This is a genomic window from Thiolinea disciformis DSM 14473 (genome assembly GCF_000371925.1).
Taxonomy (GTDB): Bacteria; Pseudomonadota; Gammaproteobacteria; order Thiotrichales; family Thiotrichaceae; genus Thiolinea; species Thiolinea disciformis.
In genome coordinates this window covers 11,821-35,742 of the sequence record NZ_AQVE01000020.1, presented here as the reverse complement: position 1 = coordinate 35,742, position 23,922 = coordinate 11,821, and the positions used below count along the sequence as shown (strand labels likewise).

At 45.8% G+C, this 23,922-nt stretch carries 22 protein-coding genes; 5 read left to right on the top strand and 17 right to left on the bottom strand.

All coding sequences use genetic code 11. The features are described 5' to 3' along the window. The 5 genes from pyrF to cmk form a co-directional block, all read right to left on the bottom strand. Positions 1–699 (bottom strand): orotidine-5'-phosphate decarboxylase, encoded by a 699-nt coding sequence (gene pyrF / locus A3IE_RS0114220; RefSeq protein WP_020396291.1) that lies wholly within the window; start codon positions 697–699, stop codon positions 1–3. Between the two features lie 9 nt (positions 700–708). Next, positions 709–1,848: a hypothetical protein gene (locus tag A3IE_RS0114215; protein WP_020396290.1), complete on the bottom strand. Its 1,140-nt coding sequence runs from the start codon at positions 1,846–1,848 to the stop codon at positions 709–711. Positions 1,849–1,905: 57 nt separating this feature from the next. Further along, positions 1,906–2,214 carry an integration host factor subunit beta gene (locus A3IE_RS0114210; protein WP_020396289.1) on the bottom strand — a complete coding sequence of 103 codons (309 nt, stop codon included), beginning with the start codon at positions 2,212–2,214 and terminating at the stop codon, positions 1,906–1,908. Between the two features lie 155 nt (positions 2,215–2,369). Next, complete coding sequence (gene rpsA, locus A3IE_RS0114205) at positions 2,370–4,037, bottom strand: 30S ribosomal protein S1 (RefSeq protein ID WP_020396288.1); 1,668 nt, start codon at positions 4,035–4,037, stop codon at positions 2,370–2,372. Between the two features lie 131 nt (positions 4,038–4,168). Then, complete coding sequence (gene cmk, locus A3IE_RS0114200) at positions 4,169–4,822, bottom strand: (d)CMP kinase (protein ID WP_026154953.1); 654 nt, start codon at positions 4,820–4,822, stop codon at positions 4,169–4,171. Between the two features lie 136 nt (positions 4,823–4,958). Here cmk and A3IE_RS0114195 point away from each other — a divergent pair, with 136 nt between their 5' ends. Continuing rightward, positions 4,959–5,384 carry a GFA family protein gene (locus A3IE_RS0114195; RefSeq protein ID WP_020396286.1) on the top strand — a complete coding sequence of 142 codons (426 nt, stop codon included), beginning with the start codon at positions 4,959–4,961 and terminating at the stop codon, positions 5,382–5,384. Positions 5,385–5,465: 81 nt separating this feature from the next. On the opposite strand, the gene htpX is transcribed toward A3IE_RS0114195, so the two are convergent. The 6 genes from htpX to A3IE_RS0114165 all read right to left on the bottom strand — a co-directional run bounded on the left by htpX (position 5,466) and on the right by A3IE_RS0114165 (position 12,962). Next, entirely contained in the window at positions 5,466–6,353 is an 888-nt protein-coding gene (gene htpX / locus A3IE_RS0114190) for a protease HtpX (RefSeq protein ID WP_020396285.1), read from the bottom strand. A 77-nt stretch (positions 6,354–6,430) separates the two neighbouring features. After that, positions 6,431–8,671 (bottom strand): DNA topoisomerase IV subunit A, encoded by a 2,241-nt coding sequence (gene parC, locus A3IE_RS0114185; protein WP_020396284.1) that lies wholly within the window; start codon positions 8,669–8,671, stop codon positions 6,431–6,433. Positions 8,672–8,766: 95 nt separating this feature from the next. Next, positions 8,767–9,864, bottom strand: coding sequence for an agmatine deiminase family protein (locus tag A3IE_RS0114180; protein ID WP_020396283.1), 1,098 nt, complete (start codon positions 9,862–9,864; stop codon positions 8,767–8,769). 29 nt (positions 9,865–9,893) lie between these two features. Then, entirely contained in the window at positions 9,894–11,012 is a 1,119-nt protein-coding gene (locus tag A3IE_RS0114175) for an agmatine deiminase family protein (RefSeq protein ID WP_020396282.1), read from the bottom strand. A gap of 68 nt (positions 11,013–11,080) precedes the next feature. Beyond that, a complete protein-coding gene (locus tag A3IE_RS0114170; protein WP_020396281.1) occupies positions 11,081–12,295 on the bottom strand; it encodes a sensor histidine kinase in 1,215 nt (404 codons plus the stop codon). Beyond that, positions 12,288–12,962 carry a response regulator gene (locus A3IE_RS0114165; protein ID WP_020396280.1) on the bottom strand — a complete coding sequence of 225 codons (675 nt, stop codon included), beginning with the start codon at positions 12,960–12,962 and terminating at the stop codon, positions 12,288–12,290. Before A3IE_RS0114165 ends, A3IE_RS0114170 begins: the two co-directional genes overlap by 8 nt. 130 nt (positions 12,963–13,092) lie before the next feature. Between A3IE_RS0114165 and A3IE_RS0114160 the strand changes: the two genes are divergently transcribed. After that, positions 13,093–14,259, top strand: coding sequence for a YbfB/YjiJ family MFS transporter (locus A3IE_RS0114160; protein WP_020396279.1), 1,167 nt, complete (start codon positions 13,093–13,095; stop codon positions 14,257–14,259). Here A3IE_RS0114160 and A3IE_RS0114155 read toward each other — a convergent pair. From A3IE_RS0114155 to A3IE_RS0114130, 5 genes are all read right to left on the bottom strand, one after another. Continuing rightward, a complete protein-coding gene (locus A3IE_RS0114155; RefSeq protein ID WP_020396278.1) occupies positions 14,243–15,193 on the bottom strand; it encodes a DMT family transporter in 951 nt (316 codons plus the stop codon). The genes A3IE_RS0114160 and A3IE_RS0114155 overlap by 17 nt on opposite strands. A gap of 33 nt (positions 15,194–15,226) precedes the next feature. Continuing rightward, positions 15,227–16,321 (bottom strand): ABC transporter ATP-binding protein, encoded by a 1,095-nt coding sequence (locus A3IE_RS0114150; protein WP_020396277.1) that lies wholly within the window; start codon positions 16,319–16,321, stop codon positions 15,227–15,229. A gap of 42 nt (positions 16,322–16,363) precedes the next feature. Continuing rightward, complete coding sequence (locus tag A3IE_RS0114145; protein WP_020396276.1) at positions 16,364–18,010, bottom strand: alpha-glucosidase; 1,647 nt, start codon at positions 18,008–18,010, stop codon at positions 16,364–16,366. A 215-nt stretch (positions 18,011–18,225) separates the two neighbouring features. Beyond that, complete coding sequence (locus A3IE_RS0114140) at positions 18,226–19,191, bottom strand: carbohydrate porin (RefSeq protein WP_020396275.1); 966 nt, start codon at positions 19,189–19,191, stop codon at positions 18,226–18,228. A 297-nt stretch (positions 19,192–19,488) separates the two neighbouring features. Continuing rightward, the gene (locus A3IE_RS0114130; RefSeq protein ID WP_020396273.1) at positions 19,489–20,322 is read right to left on the bottom strand and encodes an alpha/beta fold hydrolase; all 834 of its coding nucleotides are present in this window, start codon (positions 20,320–20,322) and stop codon (positions 19,489–19,491) included. Between the two features lie 157 nt (positions 20,323–20,479). Here A3IE_RS0114130 and A3IE_RS0114125 point away from each other — a divergent pair, with 157 nt between their 5' ends. From A3IE_RS0114125 to A3IE_RS0114115, 3 genes are read left to right on the top strand one after another with little or no spacing between them, the layout of a single operon-like run. Further along, positions 20,480–20,674 (top strand): hypothetical protein, encoded by a 195-nt coding sequence (locus A3IE_RS0114125; RefSeq protein WP_020396272.1) that lies wholly within the window; start codon positions 20,480–20,482, stop codon positions 20,672–20,674. 16 nt (positions 20,675–20,690) lie between these two features. After that, complete coding sequence (locus A3IE_RS0114120) at positions 20,691–21,671, top strand: magnesium transporter CorA family protein (protein WP_020396271.1); 981 nt, start codon at positions 20,691–20,693, stop codon at positions 21,669–21,671. Between the two features lies 1 nt (position 21,672). Beyond that, the gene (locus A3IE_RS0114115) at positions 21,673–23,424 is read left to right on the top strand and encodes an ABC transporter ATP-binding protein (protein ID WP_020396270.1); all 1,752 of its coding nucleotides are present in this window, start codon (positions 21,673–21,675) and stop codon (positions 23,422–23,424) included. Here the strand turns inward: A3IE_RS0114115 and A3IE_RS0114110 are convergent. Next, positions 23,421–23,921: a GNAT family N-acetyltransferase gene (locus A3IE_RS0114110; RefSeq protein ID WP_020396269.1), complete on the bottom strand. Its 501-nt coding sequence runs from the start codon at positions 23,919–23,921 to the stop codon at positions 23,421–23,423. The genes A3IE_RS0114115 and A3IE_RS0114110 overlap by 4 nt on opposite strands. Between the last annotated feature and the right edge of the window lies 1 nt (position 23,922).

Genomic DNA, 23,922 nt, shown 5'->3' with positions numbered 1-23,922 from the left:
TTAACGTAAATCCTGATTAATCGCAGCAATGACCGCGAGAGGGTCAGGCGCTTGGGTAATCGGTCGTCCCACTACCACATAATCAATCCCAGCTTGGCGTGCGGCTCGGGGGGTCATAATTCGTGTTTGATCATCGGCCTTGCTGCCTGCTGGACGAATACCTGGCGTGACTAAAATAAAGTCTTGCCCTAAAGATTTTTTCAAAGCCAACGCTTCTTGTGCGGAGCAAACAACACCATCCAAGCCCTGCGCTTTAGCCAATTTCGCTAAATGCTCTACTTGTTGCCAAGGCTCTTGAACCGGCACTCCAGTGGCTTGTAATTGGGCTTGATCCATGGAGGTCAATACGGTTACAGCAATTAATAAAGGCGGTTTAGCTAAGTCTAATTCAGTAATCGCTTGGCCTGCCGCTTGCAACATCGCTGGGCCTCCTGAGGCATGTACGTTCAGCATCCAAACCCCTAAACGTGCGGCGGACTTACAAGCGCCTGCCACGGTATTGGGAATATCGTGAAATTTTAGATCAAGGAATACATCAAAGCCACGCGCTACCAAGACACGAACAAAGTCAGGCCCAGCCGCTACAAAAAGTTCAAATCCCACTTTGAGTTTGCACTCTTGGGGATTTAATGTTTTAACAAAAACCAAGGCTTGTTCCGCACTAGGAAAATCGAGGGCAATAATCAAACGACTTGACATAAATTCCTTTTAAAGATGATGTACTGTTTCCCAGCGATGACAAGCGGGACAGCGCCATAAATAATCCTGCATTTTATAACCGCAACTCACACATTGAAAGCGTGGCTGACTTTTTACTAAACGCGCTAAAGCCACATGGAGAGAGTGGAGTGGCTCATCTTGAGGTGCTTGCTGAGCCTGCCATTCTGCTGCACGCGCCACACTTTGCAAGGATAGATTGCCCTGTTGCAAATGCGTTTTAACTAACGGTTCGACAGTACTAGCTTCTCCACCCGTTTGACTTAACGCTAATAAAGCGGGAAAAAGATGGGGATCAGGTTGGCGTGCATACTCATGACGCAAGAACGTTTGAAGCTGTTGAGCCTCATAAGACTGCTGGAAAACCTCTAAAAAGCGTTTAGTTAAAGTGCTGGTCAAACGCGCATCGTATTCAATGGCCTTTTTGAAATACTGCAAGGCGGCTTGACGCTCACCCCGAGCCAAAGCCAATTCAGCATATAAGACTTGAATTCTTGCTAATTTGGGCTGAATGGCTAAAGCCTTTTTGAGGGTTTCTTCGACCTGATAGAGTTGCTTAGCGTCAAGCGCGTCTTCGGCTTGCTCACACAAATAATGTGCGAGCAGTTTATTGCGCTCAACTTTATCCTCAATCCCACAGGCAGCCAATTCAATGGCTTTTTCCCATTCTTGCAACTGCTCATAAATATGGCGTAATGGCTCGCAGGCTTGGGTATTTTTAGGATAGTGGCGCATAAACTCACGAAAAACATTTTCCGCCCGATCCAATAAACCAGCAGCGAAAAAGTCCTCGCCTAGTGCCAACATAGCGGCTTGACGTTCACGCGTACTGAGTTCAGGACGCGCGATGACATACTGATGCACCCGTAAAGCACGATTCACTTCGCCGCGATTGCGAAATAATTTTCCTAAAGCAAGAAAAGTATCGGCTGTTTGAGCATCCCAACTGGGTGCATTTAGAAATAAATCTAAGGCTTTATCAGGTTCTTCATTGAGTAAAAAATTAATCCCTCGCACAAAGCGCGCGGGCACAGGTTTTTCCTGTTCCTGCGGTAATTTGCTTTGCCGATTAGCAGAACGCCAACCTGAGTAAAATGCTAATGGCAAGAGCAAACACAGCAGTTCAATCATCTAACAGTAGGCTCGTAAAAATAAAATGCACCATGGCTTAGCCTAGCTAAGCAAACCTTACTCCTCCTGAATAGGATAAGACACACGCGATTCATTCACCCGTTCACGCAGTTCTTTACCGGGCTTGAAATGCGGCACACATTTAGGCGCAAGGCTAACTTGCTCACCCGTTTTAGGATTACGCCCTTTGCGAGCAGTGCGATGATGCAGCGAGAAGCTGCCAAACCCACGAATCTCGATACGTCCACCTTCTGATAAGGTTTCACTCATCATTTCCAGCAGTAATTTAATAGAAAGCTCAACATCCTTACTGCCCAGGTGGCTTTGTTTACGGGACAAAATGTCTATGATCTCAGACTTGGTCATCCGTTACACTCCTGAATTACGCGACCGGAATTTTAGGCTTATGGCTCTTAGCGGTGGAAACCGGGCAGTTATTTGACCCAAACAACTGCCGGTAGGGGATTTCTACGGCCTTCCATGGCCTTTATTATTCCTTAGCCCGGTTTTAAAACCGGTTATTAATCATTCATCTGTTCTTTGAAGATATCGCCCAATGAGGTTGACGCTGAGCCGGAACCTTTGCTGTATTCCCGCATCACGCGCGCTTCTTCATCAGTATCTTTCGCTTTGATCGACAAATTGATGGCACGAGTCTTACGATCAACGCCCATGAACTTCGCTTCGATGTCATCACCTTCTTTTAACAAGGTGCGCGCATCTTCGACACGGTCTTTAGACAGTTCAGAGGCACGTAAAATGCCTTCAATACCATCACCCAGATCAATACGTGCCGACTTAGCAGTGACTTCCACTACCTTGCCTTTTACGAAGCTACCTTTAGCATGAGCGGCAACGAAACTAGAGAATGGATCTTGTTCCATTTGTTTAATACCAAGCGAGATACGCTCACGCTCAGCATCAACACCTAAAACGACCGCTTCGACTTCATCACCTTTCTTGTAATTACGCACGGCTTCTTCGCCCGGTACGTGCCAAGAAATGTCAGACAAATGCACCAAACCATCAATGCCGCCATCTAAACCAATGAAGATACCAAAATCAGTAATCGACTTGATCTTGCCAGAAACCTTGTCACCCTTATTGTGTGAGCTGGAGAACTCACCCCATGGGTTAGGTTGACACTGTTTCATCCCTAATGAAATACGACGACGTTCTGCATCGATGTCAAGGATCATGACTTCCACTTCGTCACCCAAGGTTACGACTTTCGCTGGGTTAACGTTTTTGTTCGTCCAATCCATTTCAGAAACGTGTACTAAACCTTCTACGCCATCTTCAATTTCCACGAAGCAACCGTAATCTGTGAGGTTACTAACCTTACCGAATAAGCGAGTTTCTTTAGGATAACGACGCACCAAATCTTGCCATGGATCTTCGCCCAATTGCTTGAGACCAAGTGATACACGGTTCTTGTCTTTATCGAACTTAAGGACTTTAACTTCGATTTCATCACCAATGCTAACCACTTCAGAAGGATGTTTAACACGCTTCCAAGCCATATCCGTAATGTGTAACAAGCCGTCGATGCCACCAAGATCAAGGAACGCACCGTAATCAGTGAGGTTTTTAACCACACCTTTAACCACCTGACCTTCTTGTAAGTTATCCAATAAGGCTTCACGTTCTGCGCTGTATTCTTCCTCAACCACCGCACGACGCGATACCACCACGTTATTACGTTTTTGGTCTAACTTGATTAATTTGAATTCTAATTCTTTACCTTCGAGGTAAGCCGTGTCACGTACTGGACGTACATCGACTAAAGAGCCAGGTAAGAAGGCACGGATATCGCTCAACTCAACGGTGAAGCCACCTTTAACTTTGCCGGTAATAATACCAGTAACGATTTCGTCATTATTGAAGGCTTCATCTAAGACTTCCCATGCACGCATACGACGCGCTTTTTCACGGGATAAACGTGTCTCACCGAAACCGTCTTCTACCGTGTCTAGTGCAACTTCTACCAGATCACCGACCTTAACGGTAAGCTCGCCTCTTTCGTTTTTGAACTGTTCAGCCGGTATGACACCTTCTGATTTCAAACCAGCGCTAACGGTTACGAAGTCTGGGCGAACTTCAATAACAGTTGCATTAACGAGAGAACCCGGCTTCATCTGGGTATAGGACAAACTCTCTTCGAACAGTTCTGCAAAACTTTCAGTCATGAATAAATTTACCTGTAGTATAAATCTCTATCGTCACCGCATCCTTGCATGACGGGAAAAACAAAAAGCCCAAACATTCCTTGTCTGGGCTCCGTGTACGCTCACAGCGCAAGAGCCAAGTCTTCAGCTTGTCATCTTAAGCGGTGTAAGATTTGTTCCAGCACATCATTGGGGCTTAAATAGCTACTATCAATCACCCAGGCATCAGTTGCTGGTTTTAAGGGCGCGACCGGACGATTACTATCACGTTCATCACGAATATTAATCTCCCGCTCTAACTGACCAATACTAGCAGAAATGCCCTGTTGCCTCAACTGATTATAACGCCGCTCCGCTCTAACGCTGGGACTTGCTGTCAAAAATATTTTTACACTGGCATCAGGGAAAACTACGGTTCCCATGTCACGCCCATCAGCGACCAAACCGGGCAGTTTATGAAACGAACGTTGTCGCTCTAGTAAGGCGGCACGCACGGCGGGCAAGGCTGAAATTTTCGAAGTTGCCTCAGCACATTCTGGTGTGCGAATGGCTAAACTCACATCCTCACCGTCGCACAGCACCTGCTCGCCTGAAAACTCCATGTTTAGACCTTGAATCAACTGGACTAAGCCCCGCTCATCACTCAGATCCATGTGGTTTTGCAAAGCTGCATACGCCGCAATACGATAAATAGCGCCACTGTCTAGTAAGTGCCACGCTAATTTCTTAGCTACCATAGACGCAATCGTCCCCTTACCCGAACCGGCGGGGCCGTCGATCGTAATTATGGGAGGAGTTGCACTCATGATTAATAGCACTTTGTCAAATTGCGCGATATTTTACACTAAATTTCCAAGAAATGTTAAACACATCGCTATGATTAAGGAAATAAATTCATCAATATAGATCAAGTTTTTTAAAACTAAGGCAAGGGATTATTCTATGTCAGATAAAATTTTTGCCAGTGGACATTGTTTATGTAACGCAGTTCAATTCATTGTGAAGAATGAACCAGCCATTCCCGGTGGGCATTGTCACTGCGAACACTGCCAACGTTCTTCCGGCTCTGGGCATATGTCGATTGCCTTTTTCAAAGAGGACGACTTAGTCAGTACGGGCGAAGTCAAAGGCTATACGATCACTACCGATACGGGCAGCCAATACACCCGAACCTTTTGCCCTACTTGCGGCAGCCGCTTGTTTGGTTATAACAGTGCACGCCCTGGTATTGTGACCATTGCGATGGGTGTTTTTAATGAGAAGGATTGGTTTAAAGCCAATCGGATTGTTTATCATCGGAATAAACCTGCATGGGATTTTATGGATCCTGACTTACCTAGTTTTGAAACCATGCCGCCTATTAAATAAAAATTAAAAAGCATAAAAAAGGAGGATCATTAAATCCTCCTCTTTGATAAATCAATACACTAATCCGTAGAATAGTCAGCTTTAAGCAGCATTTTGCAAGGCTGCAATTCTTTCTTCTAACGGTGGGTGAGTCATAAATAGTCGACCTAAGCTAGAACTTAAACCACCCGAAATACCAAAAGCAGCCATTTCTCCGGGCAACTGTTCCACTTCATGGGCTTTTTGTAAACGACGCAACGCAGCAATCATTTTTTGCTTACTCGCTAAAGTAGCCCCCGCTTCATCGGCACGAAACTCGCGATAACGCGAGAACCACATCACAATCATGGTCGCCAAAAAGCCTAACAAAATTTCAGCGATCATCGAGCCAATAAAATACCCGATACCCATACCACTATTTTCTTCATTCGAACTTCGGAAAAAGCTATCAATTAACATCCCAATAACGCGTGCAAAGAAAAATACGAAGGTATTTAACACCCCTTGCAATAAAGTTTGGGTAATCATGTCGCCATTGGCAATATGACCAATCTCATGCCCTAATACCGCTTCAACCTCATCAGGCGTCATACTTTCCAATAAACCCTGACTCACGGCCACTAACGCATTATTTTTATTGGCACCGGTTGCAAACGCATTGGGAGATGAGGAGTAAAAAATACCCACCTCAGGCATACCGATACCCACTTTCTCCGCTTGGCGACGCACAGTCTCTACTAACCAACGCTCTTGGTTATTACTGGGTTGTTCAATAATTTGCACCCCCATGCTGCGCTTGGCCATCCACTTGGACATCAGCAAGCTAATGAAGGAGCCGCCAAAACCGAATAGCAGCGCCATAAATAACATGCCAGACATGCTACCACGCGACATATTAATGCCGAATAACGCCGCTAACACATTCATTGTCACAAATAACACCGCCATCACAGCGAAGTTCGTTATGACTAATAAAATAATTCGCATCATTGTGAAGCCACCTCTAATTATTAGTTAATGCCTCAATAGTAGGAAAGTGCCATACATTTGCAAGTAACCATGGCCGATTATTCACTTACGCTCAGATGAGACACTTGTTGAAAACCTTTAGGCAGTAACTTGCCGCGTTGGGCACGCTCGCCTCGATATTCAGCCAGTTCCGCTCCTTTCAACACTAAAGGCTTCTTACGATTATCCACTTGTATCACTAACTGATCGGCCTCGCTTAACACCAACACAAAGGCTAAAGCTTCGTCCGCAATTCCCAAACCACTTTTTTTCAAACTCATCAGCTTATTGCCTTTGCCTTTGGCTAGGATCGGCAATTCAGCCGCATGCATGAGTAGCAAATAACCCGTAGTAGACACCAAAGCCAGCCAATCGGTTTCTACATTGCGCAGCGCCACTGGCGGCAAAATTGTTACCTGCTCACCGGCTGTCAAGGTGACCTTACCCGCTTTATTGCGACTTTGCATATCCTCCAAGGAGCAAATAAAACCATAGCCTTCTGCAGAAGATAGTAAATATTGATCGCTATCCTTACCCAACAGGGTATTAATAAAGCGCGCACCACTCGGTAAAGTAAGTTTACCGGTTAGCGGTTCCCCCTGACCGCGTGCTGAAGGCAAAGTATTGGCAGGTAAAGAATACGTGCGCCCCGTGCTATCCAATAACACTAATTGCTGATTGGAACGTCCGTACGCAGCAGCTAAGAAGCCATCGCCTTGCTTATAACTCAACGCCTCTGGCTCAATATCATGGCCTTTGGCCGCACGAATCCAACCCATCTTGGACAGTACTACGGTAATAGGTTCAGCGGGGGTGAGTGCAGTTTCATCTAAAACTTGTGCGGCTTCACGTTCTACTAAGGGCGAGCGCCGTTCATCACTATAGAGTTTTGCATCTTCTTTCAGCTCTTTGCGAATTAGGCTCGTCAGCTTTTTATCCGAACCTAATAAGCCGATAATTTCTTCGCGTTCTTGTTCCAAATCCACTTGTTCACCACGAATTTTCATCTCTTCCAAACGCGCTAATTGGCGCAATTTGGTATCCAGAATATAGTCGGCTTGAAGGTCACTCAGCTTGAAGCGCTTGATTAGCTTCGGCTTTGGATCATCTTCGCTGCGAATAATGCGAATCACTTCATCCAAATTGAGGAAAGCAATCAACAAACCTTCCAATAAATGTAGGCGCTTGTCGACTTTGTCTAAACGCCATTGCAACCGGCGTGTCACCGTTTGACGGCGATATTGCAGCCATTCGCTGAGAATCTGGCGCAGATCCTTCACTTGCGGGCGACCATTAAGACCAATCATATTCAGATTAGCGCGATAACTTTTTTCCAAGTCCGTGCTAGCAAACAAGTGCGACATGAGCTGCTCAACGTCCACGCGATTGGAGCGCGGCACAATAATTAAGCGCACCGGCTGCTCATGATCGGATTCGTCTCGCAAATCCTCGACTAGCGGCAATTTTTTAGCCTGCATTTGCTGCGCAATTTGCTCTAAAATTTTCGAGCCTGAGACTTGATAAGGCAGCGCAGTAATGACGATATCACCGTCTTCAACTTCGTAGCGCGCACGCATTTTGAAGCTGCCATTGCCCTTTTCATAAAGCGTCAAAAAATCGGCAGCAGGGGTAATAATCTCTGCTTCAGTCGGGAAATCAGGGGCAGGAATAAACCTACATAAATCCGCTAACGTGGCTGTCGGGTGATCGAGCAAATGAATACAAGCATTGACCACTTCACGCAAATTATGTGGCGGAATATCCGTTGCCATACCAACCGCAATACCGGTCGCACCATTCAATAACACATTGGGCAAACGTGCAGGCAAAGTCACCGGCTCTTCTAAAGTACCATCGAAATTGGCTTGCCAGTCGACGGTACCCTGCCCTAATTCTTGCAACAATACCTTGGCATAAGGCGTCAAGCGCGACTCGGTATAACGCATGGCGGCAAAAGACTTGGGATCATCCTGTGATCCCCAGTTTCCTTGACCGTCCACTAAGGGATAGCGATAGGAAAACGGCTGCGCCATCAATACCATGGCCTCATAGCAGGCTGAATCACCATGAGGATGATATTTTCCCAACACATCGCCCACGGTACGCGCTGATTTTTTATGCTTGGAAGCAGCCGACAAGCCTAGCTCCGACATCGCATACACAATCCGCCGCTGTACCGGTTTTAAGCCATCGCCAAGATGTGGCAAGGCTCGATCCAAAATGACATACATGGAATAATCCAAGTAAGCTTTTTCGGTATAAGCCTGTAGCGGTAAAGTCTCGATCCCGTCGTAATTCATGCTAATCCTTCTCGTTTTGGCTGGGCGAATTATAGCAGCTTCAACACCAGCGCACGAACGAGACGCATAAAACTAGGGACTCTACCTCACTGCTATTAGGCCGGTTCTTGTTGGGTGGCACAGTGAATGCTGCCACCACCCGCAGCAATACCATCAACATTAAGCTGTTCAATTTTTCGATCAGGAAAGGCTGTTTTCACAGCAACCCGTGCGGCTTCATCCGCTGCTTTATCGCCAAACTCCTGCATAATCACTGCACCATTACAAACATAGAAACCAATGTAGCCACTCGCAAACTCATTATTCGCATATTTGGGACGAACCTGAGTGGGCGCTTCTAAGGTAATAATTTGCAACTTTTTACCCTGTGCATCCGTAGCGGCTTTAAGGATTTCCAAATGCCGCACAGTTACCTCATGATCATAGGATTTCGAGTCTGGGTCGTAACCTGCTAGCACTACCCCTGGCCGCGCAAAACGCGCATAAAAATCGGTATGTCCATCGGTTATATCCTTGCCTCTAATCCCAGGTAGCCAAATAATTTTTTCTAAGCCCAATAGCGGCATCAGCAAATCTTCAAATTGGGATTTTGAGACCTTGGGATTACGATTGTTATTTAATACGCAGCTCTCAGTGATAATCGCTGTACCCTCGCCATCGACTTCTATACAACCGCCTTCCATCACTAAGGTAGTGCGTAAGAGTGGCACGCCTGCTTGAGCAGCAACGAAACCCGCCACGTTGGCATCTAAATCATGCACTTGTTTATTGCCCCAACCATTAAAATTAAAATTCACTGCCGCTTTTTTACCTTGCTCATCCAGCACAAAGGTAGGCCCTGTATCGCGAATCCATAAATCATTTAAGGGGCTAATCACCAACTCCACCCCATCATTCACTAAGCTTTCTGCAATAGCACGTTCTTCTTTGCGCACCAATAAGGAAACCGGTTCATATTTAGCAATGGTATTCGCAATCAACGCCAAACTGCGCTGGGTTTCGGGCAGCAGTTTTTTGCCCCAAATCTCAGCACTTGCACCAAAAGCCATCCAAGTACGTTGATGTGGCTCTCCTTCTTCCGGCATACGCCATTGCTGCTCTTCTTGCGGATTCGCGAACACACCTTTCATACCAAACATAGCACTCCCAGAAACTAATAAACTGGCAGATAAAAAACGACGACGGCTAAGCATAAGGGTAACTCCTTAAAAGTATGACTGATTTAATGGGCTAGCGGCTGTTGTTGGGTCACACAGTGCACCATACCACCATTGGCAAACAAATTACGCACATCAATGCCCACTATCGACCGGGTTGGATAAAGCTTTTGTAGAATGGCTTTGGCAGCACTGTCATTAGCATCTTGATACTGTGGTACAAGCACTACTGAGTTCGCCACATAGTAATTCACATACGACCCTTTATAACCTAGATTTTTGCCATACGTGGTCACTACATTTTTTGCGGTCAAAGGTAATATCACTTTGCGATAACGCATGCCGTTTACATTGCTGGCACTCGCTAAACGATTAATATCGGCCTGAGAAATGCCCCAATAAGTTAAGTCGCTATTACTCATAGTCACTACCGTATCTGGTGTGCCAAAACGGGCGAAGCCATCAATATGCGTATCGGTAATATCTTCTTTGCCGCCGGGCGCACCCTCTAGCCAGATAAATTTCTTCACACCTAACTGGACTTTTAAGTTAGCTTCTAAGGCCGCTTGCGTGAGATTAGGATTGCGCTTCGGTTCAAGAATCGCGCTTTTCGTAGCCAAAAAAGTACCTTGACCATCAATCTCAAACGCGCCCCCTTCGAGCACGATTTTATTCAAATCAATACGCGGCAAGCCTAACTGCTGAGCCACACTGCTGGGGACAGTATTATCCAATCTGTATCGGGTGTCGCCCCCCCAGCCATTAAAGCCCCAATCGGTAATTTGTAACTGGCGACTGTCATTCAAGGTAAAAATCGGTCCATTGTCACGCACCCAAACATCGTCAGTTTTCTTAATCAAAAAACTAATCCGTCCTAATGGCACGCCTGCCAATGTCAATAAGTTCTGGATACGTGCCTTTTCCGTTGCATCATAGGCGACAATCCGCACCATTTCGCTAGTCGCTAAGGCACTGGTCATCGCTACCCAAGTGGCATCCAAGCGATTACGATAACTCAGACCATAAGTATATTGATGCGGCCATTGCAACCACGTACTGTCATGCAAGGCAGTTTCATCAGGCATATAGTTAGCCGCTTGTACGTTATTCATGGTAGTAAGCCCTATAACACTTAAAAACAGTGGCGCAACAAAACGGGCAAGGATAGTGGATTTAAAGGTCATGTCAGCACTCCAGCAATAGTTACAATGGAGCTAGCTTAAGACGCAAAGCTGATAGTTAGCTGACAGCGTTAAGAGAAAGTTAAAAGGATACGTGCGCCTTGTGCTGTATTTGTTAGCTGAACCTTACCACCATGTAAGCGCATGATTAAATGAATAATCGCTAGCCCCAAACCTGTTCCACCTTGACTAGGCGAAATCGCAAAATCACTGAAGTGTCTGGTTAAAAAATCCGGCGGAAAGCCCTGCCCTGCATCGTCGATGCTTATTTGCTGCTGCGTGACACGAATATGAATGGGTAGTTTTCCATGCTTATAGGCATTTTCCAACCCGTTACGCACCACAACACTTATTAGCCGTGGATCCACGTTTACAATAGTGGCCTCGCCTTCAAATTTAATTAAATCAGCCTCCGGCAATAAACTTTCCACCAACAAATCAAGGCGTACCGCCTCCCGCTGCAAGCCAGCACCTGCATCAAGACGCGCAAACAGCAGCAAATCATTTAAGGTGTTACTGGCTTCAGATAATAAGCTATTCATGCGCTTTAGGGCTTGCACAGATGATTCATCACCTTTTAAAGCTGATTCACAAACACTACGCAAGGCAGTGATTGGTGTTCGTAGTTCGTGGGCAGTGGCTGATAAAAAACGCTCACGTTGTCGAAATGAGTGAAAAGTGGGGCGCAAACTCCAATACGTTAAACCTAACCCCATGCCCAAACCGGCAAAACCTAACAAAACGGTGACCAATAAGATCTTTCGGACAAAAGACTCATACGCATTTTGCGCTGGACGTGGGTCAGCTACCACTACGATCATCGCTTTCGGTGTATGGCTTGCGGGGTTATCTAAGTAAGTGGGAATTGCATAAAGCCGAACTGGCATCCCCTTATCATCTACTCCATTCCAATAAACTTTCTGCGCTTGCTGCATCACTGGCGCTTGCAAAAATCTAAAATGGGCAAAACTAAATCGAGCGTTAGTGGGTGCCAGATAAACTATTGATTCCTCACTGACTTCGACCAGCCAAATATCATAAACAGCAGGGTGCAAATCTTTTTCAGCCCAATATAATTCAGGATGGAATTGGCCGCTGGCATCAAACCAAGTCAAACCATATACGGCTGTCGCATAAAGGGCTAATTGTGTATCCAAGTCTGCATCACGCTGCTCCGCCCTAAGATCAATTGCCACATTAGCCAAGATACTAAGCCCGCTCAGCCAAGCGAGCGTCCACGCCACTAACAAGGGCATGGCAAGACGCGCTAATTGGCTTTTATTCATGCATTAAACCAAGCTTGTAACCCATGCCACGCACGGTTTGAATTAGGCTTGGTTCACCTAGCTTACGGCGTAAGGAGGCGATAATGGTTTCCTCGACATTGGAGGCAGGGCCTTCCGCAGTATCCCAGCACGACTCTAACAGGTCATTTCGTGAAACCGCTCGGCCTTGGCGTATCGCTAATAACTCCAAGACTGCATATTCCTTGGGGCGTAAGGGTAATAACACACCAGCACGACGCACTTCCCGACTGCCTGTATCCAGCTCCAAATCAGCCACGCGCAGAATCGTGGCGCGCGGCAAACTATTACGTCGTGCCAACACTTGTAAACGTGCCACTAACTCATCCATCGCAAAAGGTTTTATCAGATAATCATCCGCACCAGCCCGCAAACCGTCGACGCGATCCTCAATACTGTCACGCGCTGTCAACAGTAAAATCGGGACAGTTACCACGGGCTGCTGTCTACGTAGCTCCTGCAATAAGTGGATAGAGTCACCATCGGGTAACATACGATCAAACACGAGCACATCGTAATGTGCATTCACTAGGTAGCGACGCGCTAACTTCAGCGAGTCAACACTATCAACACTATTGCCTAAAGCCATTAGCCGTTTAGCAATAGCTTCACGTAATTCTGTTTGATCCTCCACAACTAGCAAACGCAAACATCACCTCCTACCAACGCTACCAACATTTAATCTACGCTATCCCGCGCCAAACTATCACTGATCTAGCGTTAGGACAAAGTGATTAAGAAGTTTTACACTACGCGCCTTCGATACGTGAGCAGCCCCTATGTTGAATCATCCGATTAGCAAAGTTCTACTGGCCGGTATTTGCAGCCTAATTCTAACAGTGGGCATTGCCCGCTTTGCCTATACACCACTCTTGCCGGTGATGCGCGCTGAAACGTGGCTCACGGAAGTGGCTGGTGGCTGGCTCGCGACTTTTAATTACATGGGTTATATGAGTGGTGCTTTACTTGCGGCCTCTATTTCGAGCCTAGCGCTTAAATTTAAACTCTATCGTGCCGGTTTAATCATTGGCGTCTTAAGTGTGAGCGCGATGGCCTTCACAGAAAATATGTGGCTATGGTCGATCTTGCGCTATTTAGCTGGCTTAAGCAGTGCTGCCGGTCTATTAATTGGCTCGGGCTTAATGCTAAATTGGCTATTAAATAACGGACATAGACCTGAGCTGGGGATTCATTTTGGCGGACTCGGTGGCGGTATTATTGTGTCTGGCTTGGCAGCACTCATTATGCTGAGCCTGCACTTGAGCTGGGCACAACAATGGTTGGCCTTAGGTGGCTTAGCTTTATTATTACTCATTCCTGCTTGGCTCTGGCTACCAGCACCCGCGCCTGCCCATCAACAAACCAAACTGGAGCAAGCCCCTCCCTCGCGTCAATGGCTCAGCTTAATGATCCTAATGTATTTCTGTGCTGGCTTTGGCTTTGTCGTCAGTGCCACCTTCACAGTGGCTATGGTAGAAAAAATCCCTAGCTTAGCGGGTTGGGGTAATTGGGTGTGGATGTTAGTCGGCGTTGCAGCAACGCCCGCTTGCTTTATCTGGGATCGCATTTCGCGCAGAATCGGCGATTTACCGGCATTACAATTCGCCTTTGCTGGGCAAATTATTGCGATATTTTTGCCAGCGCTTAGTCTAAATCCATGGCTTAATATATTCGGCGCTGCGCTTTATGGTGCAACCTTTATTGGTATTGTGAGTTTAACGCTTACTATTGTGGGGCGCATGTATCCTACCAATCCGTCCAAAGCCATGGCACGCTTAACACTGAGCTATGGTGTCGCACAAATCGTCGCCCCCGCCATCACCGGCTATCTCGCCGAAGTCTCGGGGACTTACCAAAGAGGTTTATTATTAGCTGGGATCATTATGCTAGTTGGACTAGCTATACTTTGGAAACTGCGCCAACCACCTACTAAGACGCTGGGCTAGTGACAGCTTCAGCATCTTCGGGTTCAGGGGCACGAATATTGCCGGTTTTAATAATCGGCTGAACTGTGGAGGCATAGCTCTCACGCCATACCATGAGAATACCGGAGCAGGCGGTGATTCCTGCGCCAATCACTGTCATCACATCAATCGTTTCATGGAAAAATAAAAAGCCATAAAAAACAGCCCAGAGCAATTGGCTATATTGCATGGGGGCGACGACGGTAGCTGGTGCCTTGCGATAGGCTTCTAAAATGGCTAATTGTGCCGCTAAACTCATCGCTCCCATCAAGAACATCATGGAAAGATCAGCCAAGCTCATCGGTTTATACACAAAATAAAGTGCTAAGCCTGATGCTGTAATATTCATCAGCAAGGGGCTAAGAATCATGGTGGGTGCACTTTCAATTCGCCCAATCATGCGGGTAATAATGGCCACCCCTGCCCCACAAAACGCCGATGCTAAACCTAATAAATGCCCTATTTTGATGCTAGCTGGGGAAGGACGCAGTACGATCAAAACGCCCAACAGACCCAAAATAATCATACCCCAACGGAAGGCATGAATTTTTTCGCCCAATAAAGGAATCGCCAAAATCGAAATAATCAAAGGGGTGGTAAACAGTAAGACGTATACCTCCACCATCGGTAGCATCAAGAACGCCATAAAGGCACTTGCGGTTGCACCAACCACCAGTAAAGCACGCAAAAATACTAGAAAAGGATGAATCGGACGGTAGCGGACTTTACGACCATCCGTTAAGCGAATTAAAGAAAAAGGCACATAGACAAATAACATTGCAAAAAAAATAATCTGGAATACGGAGTAACCAGACAGGCTTTTTACAATCGCATCATGAGCAGAATAAATAGCATAACCTACTAAGGCAAAAATCAAGCCCTGTAGTGCCTGTGGTACATTATTATTAACCGTCATGTGCCCTTCTTAATGATTCTTTAATGATTAGTGTTATGTCCGTAAACGCGGATAAGCCAAGCCTTGTGCATTGAACAAATGACAACGATTCGCTGGCAAACCCACGGATAAACGCTGACCGACTTTTAATGGCGTGTCGTCTGGCGCGCGCACGATAATACGCTCACCCTGATCTAATTTTAAGTAAATAAAGTGTGCCTCACCCAATTGTTCTAAGACTTCAATCGTACCTTGCACACTGGAGTGACCATCAGCATGTTCTAACGTATGTTCGGGGCGAATCCCTAAAGTCACTTCGTCACCTACCTTAGCACCGTCTGATTGGACAGCGGCTAATAATTCAGTGCCATCTTGCAAGCTGACGCGCACACCATTCGCCTCCACAGCCTTTACTTTCGTTTTAATGAAATTCATTTGGGGCGAACCAATAAAACCTGCGACGAATTGATTGGCGGGATAATGATAAAGCTCCAAGGGTGCACCGACTTGCTCAATATAGCCCGCACGCAATACGACAATTTTGTCTGCTAAGGTCATGGCCTCCACTTGGTCATGCGTTACATAAATCATGGTCGCGCCCATTCTTTCATGTAACTTGGCAATCTCAATCCGCATCTGGACACGCAACGACGCATCCAAATTCGATAAAGGCTCATCGAATAAAAAGACTTTTGGATTACGTACAATAGCACGCCCGATGGCAACCCGCTGACGTTGACCACCCGACATCGCTTTCGGCAAGCGATCTAATAAGGGGGTTAATTCCAGAATTTCTGCGGTGTCACGCACACGCTTGTCGATTTCTTCCTTAGGTGTTTTGGCTAATTCCAAACCAAATGCCATGTTTTCATAAACCGACATATGCGGATAAAGCGCATAAGACTGGAATACCATGGCGATACCACGCTTTGCGGGTGGTAAATCATTCACCACTTCCCCGTCAATTAACAACTCACCCGATGTAATATCCTCTAAACCTGCAATTAAACGCAGTACCGTCGATTTACCACAACCGGAAGGGCCAACAAATACCGCAAATTCACCATCGAGAATTTCTAAATTAATTCCATGGATAGTTTCTAATTTACCGAATGATTTTCTGACATTTTTAAGAATGATGTGGCTCACAAGCTTTCTCCTCCAAAGCTAAATCTAACAATCGTTTGAACGCTATCTCTCAACTAAGATACCAAAAAAGGCTTCTTTAGCAGGCAAATTTAGTCTGCCGTGCTCACACTGCCCTTTAAACCCATGTCCTGTTAGGCTTTGTAATTGTGGTTGTTTCGTATCAAACTGCTCGGTCTTATCACCAAGATTAAAAGCACACAACAGCGTTTGTCCATGCACTGAGCGGGTAAAAGCCAAAACAGGTTCAGGCGCCTCCCAAAATACCATTTCACCTTCGCGCAACGCCGCATACTGTTTGCGCCAATGAATAAATTGCTGCATCCGATGGAGTATGGAGTTTGGATTAGCACCTTGAGTGTCTACTGCCAAAGGGTAATGCTCTGGGGAAACCGGCAACCAAGGCTTAGTGTCTGAGAATCCTGCATTTAACTGCTCTATTTGCCACGGCATAGGGGTGCGACAACCATCACGTCCTGCATATTCCGGCCAAAAACGGATGCCATAGGGGTCTTGTAAATCTTCATAAGCGACATTGGCTTCTGGCAAGCCTAATTCCTCACCTTGATACATACAAGCAGTGCCCCTTGCGCTCGTAACTAAGGCTGAAATGAAGGGTGCATGTTCTGGTTTTAACCCCCAACGGGTCACGACGCGCTTCACATCATGATTGGACACGGCCCAGCACGGCCAACCAGAACCAATGGCCTGATTCATGCGCTCAAAAACCTCACGCAAATGCTTAGCACTATATTCAGGCGTCATCAAATCAAAACTATAGGCCATATGCAGGCGCTTATCGGCTACGGTGTAATCCGCTAAAGCCCGATACATATCCGTCACCGCACCAATCTCACCCACCGTGGTCACAGCCGGATATTCATCTAGTACTTGACGTAAACGCTCCATAAACTCCAAGGTTTCGGGTCGATTGATATTGTAAATGGGATTTTGTCTAGCATAGGGGTTGTTTTTATCTATACCACTAATCCGCTGATGGGATTCTAGGACTGGGTTATCGCGCAATTGCGCATCGTGTACATACATATTCGCAGTATCTAAGCGAAAACCGTCTACCCCCCGATCCAACCAGAATCGCACCATGTCTAATAAAGTAGACTGTACTTCAGGATTATGAAAATTCAAATCCGGCTGGCTACTGAGAAAGTTATGTAAATAATACTGGCAGCGATGCGTATCCCACTCCCACGCTGAGCCACCGAAAATCGATAGCCAGTTATTAGGGGGAGTGCCATCTGGTTTAGGATCAGCCCAGACATACCAGTTCGACTTAGGATTATCGCGCGACGACCGACTTGCTTTGAACCATTCATGCTGATCGGAGGTATGCGATAGGACTTGATCAATTAACACCCGCAGGCCTAATTGATGAGCGCGTGCAATAATACGATCAAAATCAGCGAGAGAGCCGAATAAGGGATCGACATCGCAATAATCCGACACATCATAGCCGAAATCTTTCATGGGTGATTTGAAAAAAGGCGAAATCCACAAAGCATCAACACCCAACCACGCTAAGTAGTCGAGCTTTTGCTCAATACCGGCTAAATCGCCGACCCCATCACGATTGGTATCTAAATAAGAGCGCGGATAAATTTGGTAGATCAGACAACCACGCCACCAATCAGGACGTCCACCCAATTGATTAGCCCGCTGGGAAGTATGTTGCATCACTCACTCTCCTAAACCGCTTTACCTTTCCTGAATAAAGCTCATCATAGAGGAATCAGCACAAAATTCAAAGCGCTTTGAAAGTGCGTATCAGAAATACAGTGAGGGAGTTTGCTATAAAAATGACGGCTCAACAAACGCCAGCCTATTGTTAGGCTGGAATTGTTGAGCCAAAAGTTTCGGTGAAACGGGAACTGTGAAATTAAGTATGTTTATTAGAACGCATAGTTGAAGCGAACACGGAAGGCATTCACTTTGTCATCCGTAGTAACATTCTTAGCTTTAGAAGTACTGCCTGCAAACGTTACGGTAGCGTCTTTGAAACTGAATAAAGGTACTGAATAAGCTGCGTAAATGGTATCTACTTTAGGATCATCGCCAGAAGCTGTAGTTGCGTCTTGCTGATGGTGGATATAGCCTAAACCGAAGGGACCTTTCGTGAAGTTCGCACCGATAGACTTATGATCGACATTATCATTAGTACCTTGAGCATAGTTCAGATTAGCACTACCGCCCGCAACACTAACACCTGCTGAAATACCAGCGCCTTTTTTCTCTACTTCTTTACCACTGGTAGTAGTAGTCAAGTTCTCAGCACCTACACGGATGGCTGCAGGGCCTGCTTTGAAAGTAGCGGCAGGGCGATAACCGACTACATCATCATCACCATCTTTTTTATACATGGTGCCTAATTCAACCTGCACAGCCTCTGACGGTTTAATATGGACTGCGGTATGTAAAACATCATCCTTACGGCCACGTACATGGTTAGTACCGTAATGACCTAAACCACCTGCATGTTCAACGACGGTATCTTTACCAGCAGGGAATAAATCAATCCCTTCAAAGCGACCTAATTGCACATCCCACATTTTTTGACCAAATTGAAAATAAACGTCATCATAACCTAAATCGCTGCCTTTGAAGGGAACTAAAGGTTGAGCCACGCCTTTTACAAAATAATCACCACGATTCGCTTGACCGACAGCATTTAATTTAATGCGGCCACCGTGACCAAAGGTGTCATTTGAATCTGAAGGAGAGCGAGAAGTTATATCCAGTTCTACATCACCACCAAATGTGAAGGTATTAGAATAATCTCCATCAGCGGCTTGTACGCCCGTAGCTGCTAAGAGAGCTACTAAACCGCTCAGAATGCCTACTTTGAATGTCGTTTTCATCGCACTTACCTTTTAAGTTACATGAATGTGTCAGATAACCATCCGAGCACTAGGAATCCAGCCCATCCCCAAGCCAATAGATAGTGACATCGCAATAGCCACCTCTCCCTAGGACAAACTGTCGTTTTCAATAGTCAGTATTAAAACACACTTTGAAAGCGCTTTTAATATTTTTTCAGTCGATTTAATAAATTTTGTTGTAAAAAAACCAATAAGCCCTGTGTGACGCTTAAAAGTTAAGCGCAACACACCTAAACCTAGTTTGAATAGGCTATCATAATAAGCCATTTCATTGATTCAAGCGCTGCCCAGAAACTCAGCAACTTGTTGAATCTGCTTAGCATTCGCCAAGGTGGGCGCATGAGCCACCTTCGGTATCGTTATCGCTTGAGCCGATTGGTTTTCTTGCAACATTCGCTCAAGATGTTCCGGTAATAACACATCCGAATACTCACCCCGCAGCACCAAGATAGGGCAACTTAATAAAGGCCATAAATCCCACAAGGTCGCACCATCATAGTGTTGAAAGGGGATGACTAAGCGTGGGTCATAATGCAGGGTAATTTTGCCCGCATCTGTACGCCGTGCTGAAGTTCTGGCCATACGCTGCCAAAAAACATCGGTATTTTCCCCAAATGGTACATAAACCTGACGTAACCATGCTTCTAATTCACCCAGAGCATTAAATTCTGGCTGCAAGCCCGCATAATCACGAATCCGCTCTACCGCTGCTAAAGGCACTTCGGGGCCAATATCATTGAGTACCATACGCTGAATACGACCTGGTGCGATAGCAGCGACGACCATGCCGATTAAACCGCCCATAGAAGTACCTACCCAATAGCAGGATTCAATCTGCCATTGATCTAGCAAATCCAATGCCAACTTGGCATAAAAGGGAACGGTATAGGTGATTTCAGGGGTGTTACTCCATTGCGACAAGCCACGCCCTGGCGTGTCCGGACAAATAACGAAGTAATCTTTAGCAAGAGCACCAGCCAGTTCATCAAAATCACGCCCCGTGCGCGTCAAACCATGCCATGCAATAACCGCTGGTGATTGTGGATTGCCCCAACTGGTATAGTGAATTTCTAAGTCTAGGCAAGTCACAAAATGGTGCTGCGGCTGCATGATCCCTCCTCACTACATAAATTCTTGCTTACATCTTGCGATGCTTTACCAAAAGCCGCAACTATTTAAACCATAAATTTGCGTGCTATTCAGCAAATTTAAGCACAATTCGCTATGATCACGCCTATTTTAACCCGCTTAAGCCTGCACTGTACTTATGACCCATTTATTGCTTTCTATTGCTGTATTCCTAATTCTAATGGGAGTCGCTGCTGTGACAATTGGCGCAGCCCGTCATTTCTTTCCCACCCTAGAGCCCTTAGTGCCCGACAGCTTTAAACGCCCACTGTCGTTTAGCTTCGGCTCTTATTATTTGCTGGCTGGTTTATTACTCATCTTGTTATTGGGCTAATGTAGGAGCTTGCGCAATGGATGCTGTTTATTTCGACCCGATCCATCAACTCATTCAGACGGTGAGCCTTGCGGAGGCGAGTCAACGCAAGGATGGGCTTATATGGGTTGATATTTATCCATCCGATGAAGCTTGGGAAGCTGAGATCGAGGTGGCTTTTCAACTGAACCTAGATGAACAGCACAGCAGAGATGCGAATAATCCTTTGCATCCACCCTTTTTCGATAATACCGATGACTATGACATGTTGGTGTATCGAGCACTCACCCACACGGCTTTACAAGCTGGAAATTTTCAAGTCGAAACAGCACCTATCGTTTTTTTTATGCGAGAGTGCTTACTGATTACGCGCCATAGCACCACACAAACGAGCTTTCAGCTATTGCGCGAACGCTGGCTCAAACAAGGCCGCCTAAAAGCACCGTTAAGCACTATGGATATTGCTTCACGTTTATTGAGCTGGCTAACCGATCAATACCTCGCACTACGTGCCCCATTTGGGCAACAAATGCACCATTGGCAACATCAACTATTAGACAATAATAATGTGTTTCGCGACTGGCCAGCCTTAGTCAATGCTAGCACCCAATTACGTAATTATCGCCTCAATATCATCGAACCACAGGAAGAAGCACTGGATGAGTGGATTGATGAAAGCGAGCTAGTTGTCGAATCCCGCGTGATGGCACGCTTGAGTGATATTTTGGAACATTTTAGTCGTGTTAATCGCGATGCCACCGCGCTACAAAGTGATTTAGAAAATCTAGTACAAATTTATTTTTCGGCTACCAATCAACGCACGAATGAGATTATACGGGTACTCACCATTGCTTCGGTTATTTTTCTACCTTTAAACTTATTGGCCGGTATTTATGGGATGAATTTTGAATGGATGCCCGGCTTAAGAAATACGGCTGGCTTTTGGATTATGCTGGGCGCCATGAGCACTATCGTTATTAGTATTCTGGTCGTCCTGAGATTAAAACGCTGGTTATAATATGGATATTTTATTTCGCGAATATGGACGCGTCATTTGGCAAAAAAAATGGTGGTTTTTGTTAACTATCCTCAGTGTGGCGAGCGCCAATTTAATTACTATTATCGTACCCCTATTTTATAAAGACGTCGCGAATGGCCTAGCGGCACCGTTCAGCGCCTTGGTTGAGCAACAATTATTTTATGCCTTAAGTATGATTGCGCTGTGCTATTTGGCTATTTGGCTAAGCTGGCGTCTGGTCGAAATCGCCGTTGTACCTTTTGAAGCTGGTGGCATGAACTTATTGGACAAACGCAATTTCCAAGTGGTGCTGAAACAGCGTTATAGCTTCTTTGAAAATAATTTTGCGGGCAGCCTTGTTAAACAAGCAACGCGCTTCACCCGTTCTTTTGAAGCCATAATGGATTGGCTCATTTTCCAATTAATGAGCAATACCTTAGCGATTACCGTTTCCTTTATTATCTTTTACCAACAACAGCCGACTTTCTCACTTTATTTTCTGACATGGATTGGCTTATTTCTAGTCTGGAGCATAGGATTTTCTATTTGGAAACTTAAGTATAATGAGCGTACTGCCGCATGGGACTCTAAACTAGCCGGTATTTATGCGGACAATATTTCCAATATTTTTATTGTTAAGAGTTTTGCCCTAGAAACCCAAGAAAGCCAACGCGTCAGTAATACGGCTGATTCCTTATATCGCGCCCGTCGCATCGCTTGGTTGCTGGAGTTTGTGAACTTTGGTGTGCAAGGTGCGTTAACATTTGCCCTTGAGTTAGCGCTGGTTTATGCCATGATCAGCGAATGGCGTGAAGGTCATTTTGAAATCGGTGAGTATGTCTTATTTCAGTCGATTATTTTGGTATTGATTAATCGCATGTGGGATTTTGGACGTAACTTTCGCGCCTTCTTTACTGCCATTGCCGATGCACGGGAAATGGCGGAAGTTTTTCGTCAGGTCGATTTGGAAGAGGATGCACCCACCACACAATCGCATAAGATTAGCCAAGGGCAAATTGAGTTTCGCAATATTGGTTTTCGCTACAATGTCAAAGAAGGCCCAGACACTTTATTCGAGCAATTTGATTTGACCATTCGTGCAGGCGAGAAAGTGGCGTTGGTGGGACATTCGGGATCAGGCAAAACCTCACTGACCAAATTACTCTTCCGCTTTATCGACCCACAAACCGGACAAGTATTATTTGATGGAATCGATGCGAAAAATTTCACCCTCCATTCATTGCGCACGCAAATCTCCTTGATTCCGCAACAGCCCGAATTATTTCATCGCAGTATTCGAGACAATATTGCTTTGGACAAAGAAGTTAGCGATGAGCAATTGCGCCATGTAGCTCAGAAAGCACGTGCTTTAGAGTTTATTGAGCGATTACCACAAGGCTTTGATACCTTGGTGGGCGAACGGGGCGTGAAACTATCAGGGGGAGAAAAACAGCGTGTGGCGATTGCGCGTGCCTTCTTGGAAGATGCACCGATTGTGGTCTTGGATGAGGCCACCAGTGCTTTAGATTCGATTACCGAACAAGATATTCAAGTCGCGATTTTTGAGCTGATTCAAGATAAAACCGCGATTGTCATTGCGCATCGCCTAGCAACAATCTTACGGATGGATCGCATTATTGTGCTCGATCAAGGCCATATTATTGAGCAAGGCACGCATCAGGAGTTGCTAGAACAGCAAGGCCATTATTATCGTATGTGGCAGCATCAAAGCGGTGAATTTTTGGCAGATTAAAGATATTTCTCCCAAAACATGGCAATGCCTATCTCAGGATCGAGCTCATAACTTTCAAAGCCTAGTTTGCGATACGCCTGCTGGGCTGATCTATTACCTTGCAGTACTTCCAGCGTTATTTTGCAACAATCCCGTTCACGCGCTACCGCTTCAATTTTATTCACTAATAATTTAACAACACCCTGACCTCTGTGCGATTCCGTCACCACTAGATCATGAATATTAATCAGCGGCTGGCATTTGAAGGTGGAAAAACCTTGAAAACAATTGGCTAAGCCTACAGGTTGATTACCACAATAAGCCAACACACTAAAAGCATTTGGAATAGCCGCAAGTTTTCCAAGCAGTTGCTCATGCGCTTGCAGCGTCAAAGCATGACCCCCGCCCATAGGATGACGCGCATATTCATCCAGTAATTGAAGCAAATGCGCGCCATGTAGCGGATTATGATAATCAGCAAGCACAAGGCTTACTGATGCTAAAGCAGCGTTCGGCATA

Coding starts and splice junctions, on each gene's coding strand:
- A3IE_RS0114160 (WP_020396279.1), top strand. CDS start 13,093: ATGTTGAATCATCCGATTAGCAAAGTTCTACTGGCCGGTATTTGCAGC.
- A3IE_RS0114115 (WP_020396270.1), top strand. CDS start 21,673: ATGGATATTTTATTTCGCGAATATGGACGCGTCATTTGGCAAAAAAAA.
- A3IE_RS0114110 (WP_020396269.1), bottom strand. CDS start 23,921: ATGCCGAACGCTGCTTTAGCATCAGTAAGCCTTGTGCTTGCTGATTAT.
- A3IE_RS0114170 (WP_020396281.1), bottom strand. CDS start 12,295: ATGAATAAAAGCCAATTAGCGCGTCTTGCCATGCCCTTGTTAGTGGCG.
- A3IE_RS0114155 (WP_020396278.1), bottom strand. CDS start 15,193: ATGACGGTTAATAATAATGTACCACAGGCACTACAGGGCTTGATTTTT.
- htpX (WP_020396285.1), bottom strand. CDS start 6,353: ATGATGCGAATTATTTTATTAGTCATAACGAACTTCGCTGTGATGGCG.
- A3IE_RS0114180 (WP_020396283.1), bottom strand. CDS start 9,864: ATGCTTAGCCGTCGTCGTTTTTTATCTGCCAGTTTATTAGTTTCTGGG.
- A3IE_RS0114140 (WP_020396275.1), bottom strand. CDS start 19,191: ATGAAAACGACATTCAAAGTAGGCATTCTGAGCGGTTTAGTAGCTCTC.
- A3IE_RS0114120 (WP_020396271.1), top strand. CDS start 20,691: ATGGATGCTGTTTATTTCGACCCGATCCATCAACTCATTCAGACGGTG.
- A3IE_RS0114215 (WP_020396290.1), bottom strand. CDS start 1,848: ATGATTGAACTGCTGTGTTTGCTCTTGCCATTAGCATTTTACTCAGGT.
- A3IE_RS0114145 (WP_020396276.1), bottom strand. CDS start 18,010: ATGCAACATACTTCCCAGCGGGCTAATCAATTGGGTGGACGTCCTGAT.
- A3IE_RS0114210 (WP_020396289.1), bottom strand. CDS start 2,214: ATGACCAAGTCTGAGATCATAGACATTTTGTCCCGTAAACAAAGCCAC.
- rpsA (WP_020396288.1), bottom strand. CDS start 4,037: ATGACTGAAAGTTTTGCAGAACTGTTCGAAGAGAGTTTGTCCTATACC.
- A3IE_RS0114125 (WP_020396272.1), top strand. CDS start 20,480: ATGACCCATTTATTGCTTTCTATTGCTGTATTCCTAATTCTAATGGGA.
- parC (WP_020396284.1), bottom strand. CDS start 8,671: ATGAATTACGACGGGATCGAGACTTTACCGCTACAGGCTTATACCGAA.
- cmk (WP_026154953.1), bottom strand. CDS start 4,822: ATGAGTGCAACTCCTCCCATAATTACGATCGACGGCCCCGCCGGTTCG.
- A3IE_RS0114130 (WP_020396273.1), bottom strand. CDS start 20,322: ATGCAGCCGCAGCACCATTTTGTGACTTGCCTAGACTTAGAAATTCAC.
- A3IE_RS0114175 (WP_020396282.1), bottom strand. CDS start 11,012: ATGACCTTTAAATCCACTATCCTTGCCCGTTTTGTTGCGCCACTGTTT.
- A3IE_RS0114195 (WP_020396286.1), top strand. CDS start 4,959: ATGTCAGATAAAATTTTTGCCAGTGGACATTGTTTATGTAACGCAGTT.
- pyrF (WP_020396291.1), bottom strand. CDS start 699: ATGTCAAGTCGTTTGATTATTGCCCTCGATTTTCCTAGTGCGGAACAA.